The sequence below is a fragment of the Oceanicaulis sp. genome (assembly GCF_965284345.1).
GTDB classification, from domain to species: Bacteria; Pseudomonadota; Alphaproteobacteria; order Caulobacterales; family Maricaulaceae; genus Oceanicaulis; species Oceanicaulis alexandrii_A.
In genome coordinates, this window is record NZ_OZ260073.1 from 1,773,138 (window position 1) to 1,786,717 (window position 13,580).

Annotated in this window: 11 protein-coding genes; 8 read left to right on the plus strand and 3 right to left on the minus strand. The window is 62.4% G+C overall.

Annotated features, from left to right (window positions below):
- Positions 1-12: 12 nt before the first annotated feature.
- On the minus strand, positions 13-471 hold the full coding sequence (locus ACQ66J_RS08740) for an Lrp/AsnC family transcriptional regulator (protein ID WP_375550173.1): 459 nt from the start codon (positions 469-471) through the stop codon (positions 13-15).
- A 109-nt stretch (positions 472-580) separates the two neighbouring features.
- On the opposite strand from ACQ66J_RS08740, the gene ACQ66J_RS08745 reads away from it, so the two are divergent.
- The gene (locus ACQ66J_RS08745; protein WP_430431308.1) at positions 581-2,245 is read left to right on the plus strand and encodes an aminotransferase class V-fold PLP-dependent enzyme; all 1,665 of its coding nucleotides are present in this window, start codon (positions 581-583) and stop codon (positions 2,243-2,245) included.
- Here the strand turns inward: ACQ66J_RS08745 and ACQ66J_RS08750 are convergent, their stop codons facing one another.
- Complete coding sequence (locus ACQ66J_RS08750) at positions 2,246-2,920, minus strand: Fe2+-dependent dioxygenase (protein ID WP_430431309.1); 675 nt, start codon at positions 2,918-2,920, stop codon at positions 2,246-2,248.
- A 69-nt stretch (positions 2,921-2,989) separates the two neighbouring features.
- Here ACQ66J_RS08750 and ACQ66J_RS08755 point away from each other — a divergent pair, with 69 nt between their 5' ends.
- The 3 genes from ACQ66J_RS08755 (at position 2,990) to ACQ66J_RS08765 (ending at position 6,826) form a co-directional block, all read left to right on the plus strand.
- Positions 2,990-3,835 carry a hypothetical protein gene (locus tag ACQ66J_RS08755; protein ID WP_430431310.1) on the plus strand — a complete coding sequence of 282 codons (846 nt, stop codon included), beginning with the start codon at positions 2,990-2,992 and terminating at the stop codon, positions 3,833-3,835.
- A 141-nt stretch (positions 3,836-3,976) separates the two neighbouring features.
- Positions 3,977-4,885 (plus strand): alpha/beta fold hydrolase, encoded by a 909-nt coding sequence (locus ACQ66J_RS08760; protein WP_430431311.1) that lies wholly within the window; start codon positions 3,977-3,979, stop codon positions 4,883-4,885.
- Between the two features lie 27 nt (positions 4,886-4,912).
- A complete protein-coding gene (locus ACQ66J_RS08765) occupies positions 4,913-6,826 on the plus strand; it encodes an N-acyl-D-amino-acid deacylase family protein (protein ID WP_430431312.1) in 1,914 nt (637 codons plus the stop codon).
- Between the two features lie 295 nt (positions 6,827-7,121).
- Here the strand turns inward: ACQ66J_RS08765 and nth are convergent, their stop codons facing one another.
- Positions 7,122-7,814 (minus strand): endonuclease III, encoded by a 693-nt coding sequence (gene nth, locus ACQ66J_RS08770; RefSeq protein ID WP_430431313.1) that lies wholly within the window; start codon positions 7,812-7,814, stop codon positions 7,122-7,124.
- A 108-nt stretch (positions 7,815-7,922) separates the two neighbouring features.
- Here nth and ACQ66J_RS08775 point away from each other — a divergent pair, with 108 nt between their 5' ends.
- The 4 genes from ACQ66J_RS08775 to ACQ66J_RS08790 all read left to right on the plus strand — a co-directional run bounded on the left by ACQ66J_RS08775 (position 7,923) and on the right by ACQ66J_RS08790 (position 13,504).
- Positions 7,923-8,360 (plus strand): acyl-CoA thioesterase, encoded by a 438-nt coding sequence (locus tag ACQ66J_RS08775; protein WP_430431314.1) that lies wholly within the window; start codon positions 7,923-7,925, stop codon positions 8,358-8,360.
- Positions 8,361-8,450: 90 nt separating this feature from the next.
- Positions 8,451-9,740 carry a hypothetical protein gene (locus tag ACQ66J_RS08780; protein ID WP_430431315.1) on the plus strand — a complete coding sequence of 430 codons (1,290 nt, stop codon included), beginning with the start codon at positions 8,451-8,453 and terminating at the stop codon, positions 9,738-9,740.
- Positions 9,741-9,803: 63 nt separating this feature from the next.
- A complete protein-coding gene (locus ACQ66J_RS08785) occupies positions 9,804-12,269 on the plus strand; it encodes a DNA translocase FtsK 4TM domain-containing protein (protein ID WP_430431316.1) in 2,466 nt (821 codons plus the stop codon).
- Positions 12,270-12,370: 101 nt separating this feature from the next.
- Complete coding sequence (locus ACQ66J_RS08790) at positions 12,371-13,504, plus strand: hypothetical protein (RefSeq protein ID WP_430431317.1); 1,134 nt, start codon at positions 12,371-12,373, stop codon at positions 13,502-13,504.
- The last annotated feature ends 76 nt before the right edge of the window (positions 13,505-13,580 follow it).

Sequence of the window (13,580 nt, forward strand, 5' to 3'; positions counted from 1 at the left end):
TTCATGTGATGTTCAGAGCGGTAATTCCGTCGTGTTCTTGAGCGCTTCCATGGCGAAGGAGGCGGAGACGTCTGACAGGGGCGCGATCGCGATCAGGCGTTTATAGACCGCGTCATAGTCCGAGATTTCCGGCAGCATGATCTTCAGCAGGTAATCCACGTCCCCGCCCATGCGATAGAACTCCACCACTTCGGGCATGCGTTTGACGCCTTTGGAAAACGCGTCCAGCCAGTCGCCGTCATGTCGGCTCGTCCGGATAAAGACGAATAAGGTGGTTTTCAGGCCCAAGGCGTCCGGATCCAGCAGGCTGACCTGCTTGCGGATCACGCCGGCGTCGCTCAGCCGTTTCATCCGGCGCGCGGTGGGCGTGGCGCTCAGCCCGATGGCGTCCGCATAATCCTGCACGGTGCGGTCTGAGTCATCCTGCATCAGACGCAGCAGCTTTTTGTCATAGTCGTCAAGCGTCATCAGATTCGCCTTTCGGAGTGAATTTCTCTACGTGCGGGGCAATATAGTAGAGAATTGAGCGATTATCACTCAGGGAAGGAGTGTTTCATGGGGGCAGCGGAAAGGCCCTGTCATGACTCATGCGCTCACCCCGGATCCGATTGACGCGGCACGCGACGCCTTGATCGGCGGGGACGCCGTCTTGCGCACGCCTTTCGGGCTCAAGCCTCTGGTCTATGCCGACTACGCGGCTTCAGGGCGGGGCGATCAACGCATTGAAGACCAGCTAGTTGCGCTGCAGCCTCTGTATGCGAACCCGCACAGTGATGACAGCGCGACCGGGCGTGAGGCGACGGCCTGGCTTCATCGCGCCGAAGCCCTGTTAAAGACCGCGATCAATGCGGGCGACCACGATGTGGTGATCGCGTGCGGTTCTGGCGCTACGGGCGCCATTGAGCGTTTGCAACAGATTTTGGGTGTTATTGAAGCGCCCGCCACAAAAGCCGCGCGCCAACAGGCGCTGGTCGAGATCCTGGGTCAGGCTGAAGCCGAGCGCGTTCAGGCTGAGCTGAACGCGCGCGCGCCGGTCGTGTTCGTGGGGCCCTATGAGCACCATTCCAACGAGCTGACCTGGCGTGAGGCGCAGGTCGAGATCGTCCGCATCGGGCTGGATGCCGAGGGCGGCGTGGATTTCGACCATCTGGCCCGTGCTCTGTCGGACCCCGCTTATGCGGATCGGAGAAAGATTGGCGCGTTTTCAGCGGCCTCCAATGTCACCGGAATGCGCACGGACGTGTCGCGACTGGCGCGACTGCTGCACGCCCATGACGCGATCTTGTGTCTCGATTGCGCGGCGAGCGCGCCGTATCTGCCAATCGACATGAATCCTGAGGGGGAGCCTGAGTCAGCGCCGGATGCGGTCTACTTCTCGCCCCACAAATTGATTGGCGGGCCCGGCGCGTGCGGGATTCTGGCGTTCAAGGCGAGGCTCTATCGCAGCGACTTGCCGCCGACTTTGCCCGGGGGCGGGACCGTCACCTATGTCACGCCGGACAGCCATGATTTCATCACCGACATCGCCGCGCGTGAGAGGGCCGGCACGCCGGGCGTGATGCAGATGATGCGCGCGGCGCTGTCGCTGAACGCGCTGGGCGCATTGGGTTATGAGCGCATAGAGCATCGTGAACACGCGGCCCTGAAACGGGCGTTCGACGCCTGGCGCGCACACCCTGCGATCAACATTCTGGGGTCTCGCGATCCAGACCGGCGCATCGGCATTGTCTCGTTCAATATCGGATCCCGGGACGGCGAAATGCTGCATCCCCGGTTTGTGGCGACCTTGCTCAATGATCTGTTTGGCGTTCAGGCGCGGGCGGGTTGTTCCTGCGCCGGGCCGTATGCGCATCATTTGCTGGATCTGGATGAACAGACCACAAGCGAACATCGCAGCGCTGTCCTGTCAGGTTATACCGGCCTGCGTCCGGGATGGTGCCGGCTCAGCCTGCACTGGGTTATGGATAAGGCCGAGATCGACTATCTGATCGCGGCGGTGCTGTTCATCGCCGAGCAGGGGGCGAAATTCCTGCCGCTTTATAGCTTTGACGCTGAGACCGGCGCCTGGCGTAACCGGCGACAGGGGGAAGAGACGGGTCTGGCTTCGCTGACGGGCGGCAAGGCGATGATGCAGGCCGCGTTAACAGAGGCTCAGGCCCTGGCGCAGACGCTCGAGCCCGAGCCGTGCTGCGGCCGCTTGCCAGAGAGCGTAGACGGCTTGCGGCGCTTCCGCGTGCCCGCCTGATCAGCGCGAGAGGCGTCGGCTGAGATTGGCGAACAGCTTCGTCACGGTGAGCATTTCCGGTGAGTGTGGCGTATGCTGACGGCTCAAGCTGGCGTGCAGGTTTTCAAGGTCGAACAATAACTCTCTATCCCCAGCGTCCGGAATATCGCTCTCAATCCATCCCACACAGACCCGGCGCACGCCCGACGTGACGGGCGACACCGCATGCAGATAGGTCGAGGGATAAACGAAAACGTCTCCGGCCTGACCTTTGACCGATTGGGTGGCGCCCGCCTGGTCGATGACCAGCTCGCCGCCTTCATAGCTGTCCGGATCCGACAGAAAGAGGGTGAACGACACATCGGTGCGAATGCGCGCCTCGCCGCGTCCCATGAAGGGATTGTCCACATGCGCGCCATACTCGCCGCCATCTGACGTCTCGGTGACCAGAAGTTTTGAAAAGCGCTTTGGACGTGTGGCCGCGTTGAATGTAACGTGTGCGGCGAGCGCGGATTCAAGCAGGGTTTTAAGTCTGGCGCCGGTGTTGGAGCTCAAATCCGCTTGTCGATTGCGTTTGACCCGGCGTGCGGTCGGGCCGGCGGTTTTGGCGCCGTCGCTCCAGCGCAGCTGGTCCATCAGGGCGCGGGCCTCCGCCAAACTCTCTGCACTCAAGATGCTACCGATTGTCAGATGCATGTTGACTTCCTGCGAACGATTTGCAGTTTCTACTTTATCCTTCCAATTTCGGGGTGAACAGGGGTTCCCATGAAACAGCAGTTCAAACGCGTCACCGCCATGGGCCTGGGCCTTGTGCTGACCGGCGGCCTCGTCGCTGCATGCGAGCCCGCCTCTGAGACTGGCGCTCAAGCTCCCGCCACCCAGTCCGCGCCTGATGACGCACACGCCGCTGCTTCCCCTGAGCCCTCTGCAACGCCGCCTGGTATGACCGGCGAGGGCGAAGGCGGGGTTGTGGTGGAAGACGCCGCCACTGATCCAGTGGTCTATGGCGCGGCTCTGGCCGTAGCCGAAGCTCATGTGATCGCCGCCCGCGACGCTCACGCCATGGGTGAGATCGACGCGGCGGGCGAGATGTTCGCGCACCCGGCCAGCGAAGTGCTGTTTGATATGGAAGACACCTTCCAGCAATTGGGCGTCGAACCGTTTGAAGGCCAGTTTCTGGATGCGTCAGCGGCGGTCTTCAATGACGCCAGCCATGACGAGATCGTTGCGCGCACGGACGCTATCATCGCGACCTTGCGCCAGGCGATGACCCAGGCGCCCGATGACGGCACGTCTCAGGCCCGGATCGCGGCTGGCGTCGCCGCAGACCAGATCGACCGCGCAGTGGATATGTATCGGATCGCCCAGGACAATCCGGCCTATGGCCCGTATCTGGATGGTTATGGCTTCTACATCGCCGGCAAGACTGCGTTTGAGGGCCATGAAGCCATGATCGACGCAGAGCTGCCTGAAGGTGCGGCGCGCATTCGCGACGCTCTGGCTTTGCTGGCTCAGGCCTATCCCAGCGCCGCGCCGCAAGACAGCTATCCGATGAACCGGGCCGAGCTGAACACGGCGTCTACGCAGGCGTCGCTCGCCGTCATGCGCTAGCCGCACTCGGCGTTCTGACGGTCAAACAACCCCGCCGCAGGCCATTGCGGCGGGGTTTTTATTGAACAAGGCGCGTCTGCGCCCCATGCTCTTCCCAGACAAGCCGCCGGAAACAAAGCGGTTCGCACAAGGGGAGATATCATGCAGGCACAGGCGAGTTTGCAAGCCTGGCGCGCCGCGGGCGCGTTTTTCAAGTATCGCGGCCACGACATTTTTTATCGCACAGGCGGGGATTGGTCCGAGGATTCCAAGCCGGTTCTGGTTCTGATCCATGGCTTTCCCACCGCCAGCTGGGACTGGGTGCAGCTCTGGGATGATCTGTGTAGGGATTACCGGGTCGCCGTTCTGGACATGATCGGTTTCGGCTATTCCGACAAACCGGTCCGATACGCGTATTCAATCATGGATCAGGCAGATTTGCATGACGCCTTTTTTGCGCATCTCGAGATCAAGGCCTGCCATCTCTTTGTCCATGATTATGGCGACACGGTCGCGCAGGAATTGCTGGCGCGGCATCTCGAGCAAGGGGATGCGTCGGCGGTGACGCTGCAGTCGATCTGTTTTCTCAATGGCGGCCTGTTCCCCGAACAGCATCGCGCCACACTGACGCAGAAACTGCTCCATTCGCCGCTCGGCCCGTTTCTGGCGCGCCTGATGACGCGGGATAAATTCGCCAAAGGGCTGAGTGAGGTCTTCGGCCCTGACACCCAGCCTGACCCTGAAGACATGGACGCCTTCTGGGCGCTTGCGCAGGAAAAGGGCGGCATGCCGCGCATCGGCCATAAGCTATTGGGCTATATCACAGAACGCCGCCAGCATCGCGAGCGCTGGGTGGGCGCGCTCGTCAATTCGACCCTGCCGATGAAAGTGATCGATGGCGGCCTGGATCCGGTCTCCGGTGCACACATGGTGGAGCGCTATCGCGCGCTTGTTCCGAATGCGGATACTCTCGTCCTGCCTCATGTGGGCCACTATCCGCATTGGGAAGACCCCAAGGCCGTGCTTGACGGATTTATGAATTTCCAGTCCGCTATGCCCAAGGCTCGATAACAGGGCCCTTCAATTGGGAGGAGCGCCATGACCCATCCATGGGACAGGGTGATTGTCGGCGGGCTTGTGTTTGATGGAACCGGAGCGCCTCCGGCAGTCGAGGACATCGCCATCAAGGACGGCCGTATTGCGGCGCGCGGGCCTGATCTGGATCGCACACAGGCGGAAACGGTCATCGAGGCGCATGGCGAATGGGTGATGCCGGGCTTGCTCGACATCCATACCCATCTCGATCTGGAAGTGGAGTTTGATCCGGCCCTGCGCGAAGTGGTGCGCCATGGCACGACCACTGTTCTGATGTCCAATTGCTCGCTCGGCCTCGCTTACGGCAATCAGCGCCGCAATGGCGAAGATCCGCTGGTGGATTGCTTCGCCCGGGTCGAGAACATGCCCAAGCCGGTCCTGCGCAAGGTCGCCGAGCGCGCCAGCTGGACGACCTCAGCGGGCTATTTCTCTCATCTGGATGATCTGCCGCTGGGCTGCAATGTCATCCCGCTCATCCCGCATTCCATGCTGCGCGCCCAGGTGATGGGGCTGAACGGCTCGGTCAGCCGTACCGCCGGCGAGGCGGATTTGCGCGGCATGGAAGAGCTGCTCGAACAGGCGATGACCGAGGGGTATGCCGGTTTTTCAACCGATTCCCTGCCCTTCCACTTCCTGTCTGAAGACCCCAATCGCCGGGTGAAGATCCCGTCCCAGTTTGGTCAGTATAAAGAGCTCAAGCGCCTGACCGCGATCTTGCGGCGCAATGACCGTATCTGGCAGGCCACTCCGCCCAAGGATAAGCCGCTGGCTGTGTTCCGGAATTTCCTTCTGACCTCAGGGCGCTTGCATGGCCGTCCGTTGAAAGTGACAGCGGTGGCGGCGCTGGACGTGGCGGCGAACCGGTCGCTGAAGAAACTGGCTATGATCCTCAGCCATCTGTTCAACTCCCAGCTTTTGAAGGGGCATTTTCGGTTTCAGGCCCTGGCTGCGCCCTTCAAGGTGTTCTGGGACGGGCCCATCAATCCTCTGGCCGAAGAAGTGCCGGCCCTGCGTGAGCTTAACGAGTTGGATCTTGAGGACGTGGACGGGCGCAAGGCGCTGTTGAAAGACACGGCCTTCCAGGCGCGCTTCTCGAAGATGTGGATGACGGGCAAGACCGGGTTCGGACCCGCCCGTTTCAAGCGCATGATGAAGATGGAGAGCCTGGCGTTCGACCGCGATTTCGAGCAGATGATCTTTCACTCTGGCGGTCCGGAAATCTGGACGGGCGAGAGCTTCCAGCAGGTCTTTGATCGCTATCGCGCCTGGCGCGTCGATCCGGCTTTCGCCCGCACCCATGCGGAACAAGGCGTGTTTGAGCGCCTGCCCGACACCGCTGCGACCGAAGCCGGCTTTGTGTTGGCCTTGTTTGAAGAATTTGATCTGGGGCTGCGCTGGTGGACGGTGTCCGCCAATCGCGATCCCGAGACGATCCGGGAGCTGATCAACCACCCCCTGACCTTGCCGGGCTTCAACGATTCCGGCGCTCACATCACCAATATGGCCTTTTATGACGGCAATCTGCGGGCGCTCAAGCTGGCGCAAGAGGAAGGTCTGGAGCGCGTGGCGAGCCAGATCCGGCGTTTGACGCGAGAGCCGGCGGACTTTCTGGGCGTCAAGGCGGGCCGGATCGAACTCGGCGATTGCGCCGATGTGACCGTCGTCAATCCCGAGGCGTTGGCGCGCTATGATTCAGAAGCCGGCAGCCGGTTTATCTGGCGCGAGGATTACGGCCACGAGCAGATGGTCAATCGCTCTGACGGGGTGGTGACGACAGTGCTGGTGGCGGGCGAGCCGGTTTACGCGCAGGGCGATTTCACCCCTGCAGCAGGCCGGACGCCCCTGGGCCGCGCGCTGCGTCACGAAAGCTGGAGCGGCGGCCGCCAGACCAAGCCCGAAGCGCTGGCGGCGGAATAAAGCGGGACTTTTTCTGTGCTCCCTCGCTCCGCTCGGTCGATCCTCGCTGCGCTGCGGGCGGCCTTTGGCTTTGCGAGCCCTAAGGGCTCGTGGGCGAGAGCATGGACAAGTTTCCTCCCCGAACCGAAGGTTCGCAAGCGCGAATGCGCGTCCGCAGCGCAGCGAGGATCGACCGAGCGGAGGCGAGGGAGAACAGAAACAATCCTGCGCCCGCAGCGAAGCGAGGATCGACCGAGCGGAGCGAGAGAGAACAGAAAACCCCCCGTAATCGGAAGCCGACAGGCTTCCTACTCACTCAAGGCGCGGGCGTTTTGTCCTTGAACTTGCAGATGTCGGCGATGGCGCAGCGCCAGCATTCGGGCTTGCGCGCCTTGCACACATAGCGCCCGTGCAGGATCAGCCAGTGATGGGCGCCCTTGAGATAGTGCGGCGGGGTGATGCGTTCCAGACGCTCCTCCACCTCGTCGGGCGTCTTGCCCGGCGCCAGACGGGTGCGGTTGCTGACCCGAAAGATATGGGTGTCCACCGCGATGGTGTGCTGGCCGAAGGCTTCGTTGAGCACCACATTGGCTGTCTTGCGCCCGACGCCGGGCAGGCGGATCAATTCGTCACGGGTTTGCGGCACGTCGCCGTCAAACTCCTCCAGGATCATTTTCGACAGGGCGATGACGTTCTTGGCCTTGTTGCGAAACAGGCCGATCGTCTTGATGTGCTCGCGCACGCCCTCTTCGCCCAGAGCCAACATTTTTTCGGGCGTGTCCGCGACCTTGAACAGCTTGTCGGTGGCCTTGTTCACGCCTACGTCGGTGGCCTGAGCAGACAGCGCTACGGCGACCACAAGGGTGAACGGGTTTGAGTAATTGAGCTCGGTCTCTGGCTCGGGGCGATCCTCGGCCAGACGTGCGAAGATTTCCTCTGCCTGCTCTTTGTTCAGTCCGGGCGGGCGGCGTTTGACGGGTTTTTTACGAGGCTTTGGCGCTTGGGTCATGGTTTGGCGATAGCCTTCTCGTTGAGCGCAGGCAAGTCCTGCACCTTTTCAATCTGTCGCCAGAGCGGCATAACGCACTGCAGCACACTCAGTTCCCGGTAGATCAACATGAAGCCTGACGCGTATCGCCTCAAACTCGAGACTTATCCCTTGGTGGTGTCCGTCCCCAGCCGGTTTCAGGATCTCGACCCTTTGGGCCATATCAACAATGTGGCGATCGGCGCCTTTTATGAAGAAGCGCGCGGCGCGCTGAACCGCAAGGCGTTTCCGCTTGATCTGCGCAAGGCCAACAAGATGCGCATGGTGATTGCGGATGTTCACATCGCCTATCTGGATGAGGCGTTTTATCCTGACGATCTGGTGGTCGGGTCCGGGATATTGCGCATCGGCGGGTCCAGCTACACGATCGGCCAGGGTCTGTTTCAGAACGGGCGGTGCATCGGCGCCAGCGAATCTGTTCTGGTGAACACGGATGGGAAAAAGCCTTCGCCCATCCCCGAAGAGGGCCGCAAGGCGCTTGAAGTCTTGATAATCAAGACAGTTTAGAGATGCTGCAAGATTGCAGGCGACAGTTTTGCACCCTCTTGCCGTTTTGCCGCCTTGCTAGCGCCTTTCAAGATTGGGCAAACTGGTGTGATGAAAGCGCTAACCTCTTCTCTCGCCGCAATCGCCCTTATTCTGGGCGCTTCGGCCTCCGCTCCGGCTCAATCGCAATCTGCGCTCGACCTGTCACGCTTGCTGCGTGAAGAGATGCGGGCCGCCGCTCAGATCGAGGATTTCGAAACTGCGCATCGCATGAATGCGGCGGCGTTGGAGCTCCAGCCCGGCCATCCGGGATTACTGAACAATGCGGTGCTGCTGGGCGCCATGGCCGGGCAGACAGAGCATCAGTTCGAAGCGCTTGAAACCATCGCGCGTGCTGGCCTCAGATATGATCTGGATGCAGCGGTTCGCAATCTGGCGCAGCTTGAAGCCGCTGATCCTGAGCGATTAAACGCCATTCGCGCGGCGCTTGTTGAAAACGCCGCGCCTGTGGGCCAGTCGGTCGCAGTGGCCACGCCGCCCTTGCCCCATGCACTGATCGAAGCGCTGGCGGTCGATAACGAAACCGAGCGTCTGTATCTGGGCGGGGTCGCCGAGCGCCGCATCTATCGGGTCGAACCGTTTGCGCCCGATGAGTTTGAAGTGTTCGCGGGCGAGGATGAGCCCATCGGCTCCATCTTCGGGCTCGCCGCAGACCGACGCCATGGCCGGCTCTATGCGGTTGAGGGCGTGGTGGACCAGACCCCGCTCGCCCCGGGAGAGCCGTCTGGCACGGCCTTGCTGGTGCTGGACCTTGAGACCGGGGAGCTGATTGCGCGCCATACGATCGAGGGCGCCGCGCGCATGGGCGATCTGACCGTGCGCGACGGGGTGGTGTTCGTCTCAGATGCAGAGGCTGGGCGCATTTACCGCCTCAACGGTCCCCGCGCCGAGCTGGAGCTTTATGCGCAGGATGAGCGCTTTGCGTCTCTGCAAGGTCTGGCTCAGGCGCGCGGGGCGTTGTGGGTCGTCGATTATGCAGTGGGATTGTGGCGCATTGATCCGGTCAGCCGGGTCGCGCATCTGCAACCCAGCCCCGACGGCGCCAGCCTGATCGGTATGGACGGTCTGGTGGCGGACCGGCTGGGGCGCCTGTTCGTGGTGCGCAATGGCGCAGCGCCTTTTGGTGTCTTTGAGCTGGTGTTTGATGACGCAAACCAGCTGGTCGGGCTTGAGCCGGTTTTGACCGGGGATGAACGTCTGGGCGAGCCGACCACGGCGCGGATCGCGGATGATCGTCTGTTTGTGAATGCGGATGCGCCCTGGGACCAGTTTCCGGCCGATGGCGCGGCGCCGGACGGACCGCGGCGGTCTCCGGTGATCCTGGCGCTTCCGATCCCGTAAAAACTGTCGTCGGTTAACGCCGATTAACCCGTCGGGAAGACTCTTTGAGGCAGTCTGGAGGCCATGACCATGGCGGCTGATCCCTCTTTGGAGTCTGAAACCCCGGTGCGACGCAGACCGGGGCTGATCGCGCGTGTCCGCACCGCATTGATCGGCGCTGTCATGACCGCTCTGGGCGTGTTCGTGATCGTGTCCATGCTGAGCCATAATCCCCTGGATCCCAGCTTGAACGCGGCGACCGATCGTGCGGCGACCAACTGGCTTGGCGGACCGGGCGCAGTGGCGTCTGATCTTGTCTTGCAGGTGTCAGGCTGGGCGGGCGCTGCGGCGGCGCTGGCGTTGATGGGCTGGGGCTTGATCTTGCTGGTTCGGGGTCCGCGAGGCCGCACCAAGACGGTCTCAGCCTTCCGGATCATCTCGGGTCTTCTGGGCGTATGCGGGTTCGCCATGGCGGTTTCAGCTTTGCCCATGCCCGCGAACTGGCCGTTCGCCACCGGTCTGGGCGGCTTGATCGGCGACGGGTTGCTGGGCTTGATCCAGGCGCTGACCCAAGAGGTCAGTGCGCCGGGCGGACGGGTGATCGCAGGCGGTCTGGGTTTGACGCTGGCGGTGTTCGGCGTGTTTTTCTGCTTTGGCCTGACCGTGCGTGACCTGACCGCGGCGCGCGACGCCGCTGAGCTGGTCTGGGCGACAGTCCGGGTCTGGATCGATCAGGTTCTGGGCGCCATTCCGCGCGCCTGGGGCCGCGGCGAGGTCGAGGTGCAGACCCCCGCTTCGCCGGATGGCCGCGCGGAAACTGCGCCGGCGTTTCTCAAGCGTGCGCGCAAGGCAGACACAGCTGCGCCGCGCATTAATCGCGAGCCTGTGTCTGAAGACGATGATGACGGGTATGACGATGCGGCCATGCCCAGCACGGGCGCACCGGCGCGTCCAAGCCCTGTGAAGGTGGCGCGCAAGAAAAGCGTGCGCGAATCAGATCGCGAAGCCCGTGAGGCTCAGGGCGCCTTGCCGTTCAGCGGCGATTCGTCCGGGTTTGAGCTGCCGCGTCTGGATTTGTTGTCGCCGGCGCCGCCGCGGGCCGACACGGTGGATGCAGACGCCCTGGCCCAGAACGCCGAGCTTCTGACCGGCGTGCTGGCGGATTTCGGCGTGAAGGGTGAAGTGGTTCAGGTGCGCCCCGGCCCGGTGGTGACGCTGTATGAACTGGAGCCCGCCCCCGGCGTGAAAACCAGCCGCGTGATCAATCTGGCCGATGATATCGCCCGCTCCATGGCGGCGGTGGCCTGCCGGGTGTCGGTCGTGCCGGGGCGCAACGCCATCGGCATCGAGCTGCCCAACCAGCATCGCGAGACGGTGTTCCTGCGCGCGCTGTTAGCCTCCAAGCCTTTCGAGGCCGCCAAGGCGGAGCTGCCCATGGCGCTAGGGGAGACCATTGGCGGCGAACCCTTCACCGCCGATCTCGCCAAAATGCCCCACCTTCTGATCGCGGGCACCACCGGGTCGGGTAAATCGGTGGGTGTGAATGCGATGATCCTGTCGCTTTTGTACCGGCTGCCGCCTGAAGAGTGCCGGATGATCATGATCGACCCCAAAATGCTGGAATTGTCGGTCTATGACGGCATTCCGCATTTGCTCAGCCCGGTGGTGATCGATCCCAAAAAGGCGGTGGCGGCGCTGAAATGGACCGTGCGCGAAATGGAGTCGCGCTATCTGAAGATGTCCAAGGTCGGCGTGCGCAATATGAAGGGCTTCAATGAGAAGGCCCGGCAGGCGCGTGAAGACAATGACGTGCTCAGCCGCACCGTCCAGACCGGCTTTGACAAGGAAAGCGGCGAGCCGGTCTATGAGACCGAGATCATCGAGCCTGACGCCATGCCTTATATCGTCGTGGTGATCGACGAAATGGCGGACCTGATGATGGTCGCCGGCAAGGATATCGAGGGCGCCATCCAGCGCCTGGCGCAGATGGCGCGGGCGGCGGGCATCCATTTGATCATGGCGACCCAGCGTCCGTCCGTGGACGTGATCACCGGCACCATCAAGGCGAATTTCCCCACCCGGATCAGCTATCAGGTCACCTCCAAGATCGACTCGCGCACCATTCTGGGCGAGCAGGGCGCCGAGCAGCTTCTGGGCATGGGGGATCTTCTCTACATGGCGGGCGGGGGCCGCATCCGGCGCCTGCACGGCCCGTTCGTCTCCGATCGCGAGGTTGAGGATGTGGCCAATTTCCTCAAATCCCAGGGCACGCCGGAATATCTCGACGCGGTCACCGAGGATCTCGATGAAGAGGGCGGCGAGGGCGCGCTCGATCTGGTGGGCGGCGGGTCGGGCGATGATTTGTTTGATCAGGCCGTCGCCGTGGTCGCGCGTGATCGCAAGGCGTCCACCAGCTATATCCAGCGCCGCCTTCAGATTGGCTATAACCGCGCTGCGACCTTGATCGAGCGTATGGAGGATGAGGGCATGATCGGCCCGGCCGATCATGCCGGCAAGCGCGAGATCTTTCTGCCTGAACACGGGGACTGACGGGCTTATTGCGCCGTTAACCCTCACGCCCGGATTCGCTGGCGTGAGGGCCAGTTTTCCGCCCATGCTCACATGTTGAGCGGGGTAGGAGATCGGCTAAAATGTTCAGCCGCCGTCCATATGATCTGAAGAACCTGATGCGGGGCGGCTCAACGCCGCGCGTGCTCGACCTGTGCGGCCTGCACAAGCGTTTCCCGGATCTGGCCCAAACCCCCAATCCGCTCTTTCGCCATCGCGGCCTGAACCGCTGCTTTCTGATCAAGCACAATCTGCGCCGCAATGAGCGCTCTCTGGTGCGGTCGGGCCGTAATATCGTGACCAAGCTGGTCATGCCCATTGATCCCAAGGATCCGGGCGCCGGCGCATTCTGGACCTTCATCGAAGCGCCAAACCTCGAAGCCTGGCTGGAAGAGGCGCTGGGGCGTGACCGCAACCTCTATGAAGAAGAATTCACCGAGGACGTGCGCACGCTGTCGCGGCTGAAATCAGCGCCGGCCTTTGATCCCTTCTTGCTGGAAGCCCTGTTCCCGGAGCGCGACCTCGACCCGCGCTATTTCACCATGGCCAAGGCCGACGAGGCCGAGTTCAAGATGTTCGCAGCCCGGCATATGGCCGACATCTCCGCCAAGGCGCTGGGCGAGTCCACCACGCGCAAACGTCCCGAACGCCTCGCCGCGGTATTGTTCAACGCCAAGAGCCACGCCCAGCGTGAGGATTTGCGCAACGCCCTGCGCATGGACCCCGAAGACTTCACCGTCGGCGTCTTCGGGTGGAAGGGGCTTTTGTATTATCTGTGGCGTATGAATATCATCACCGAAGAGCTGGCGAGCTTCCTGCGCGATCTGGCGCGACTGGAAAAGGAAGACGGCTCAGCGCCCTTCCGTCCGCTGGCGGCGCCCATCAGCCGCATTCGCCGCTCGATCCGGTTGCGCTGGGAAGACCTCAAGGCGGGGCGGGAAAACTATTACCGCGTGGTCTCCGCTTTCCTCGATGACGGCGACCCCATCGCCATGCGTATGCTGCTGTTGAAAGCGCCGAACCTGTTCAGCCGGATCGGCGATGATGTGGCGGCGCTGACCCACCTCACCACCTATTGGAATTACTGGCGCCGTCAGCGCGGCGAGGGCGTGATCCGCCATGAAATGGCGACGACCCTGCTGCCCGATCTCGCCGGCGACATCGCCCGCGATCTCGATGACGACATGCCGCTCTATCATTCGCGCGGCGTGGCTTAGGCGCTCCTTTCTTCAAACCCCACTCCTTGTCATCCCCCGGCCTGTCCGGGGGATCCATTCCGGTGGGTCTGATCAT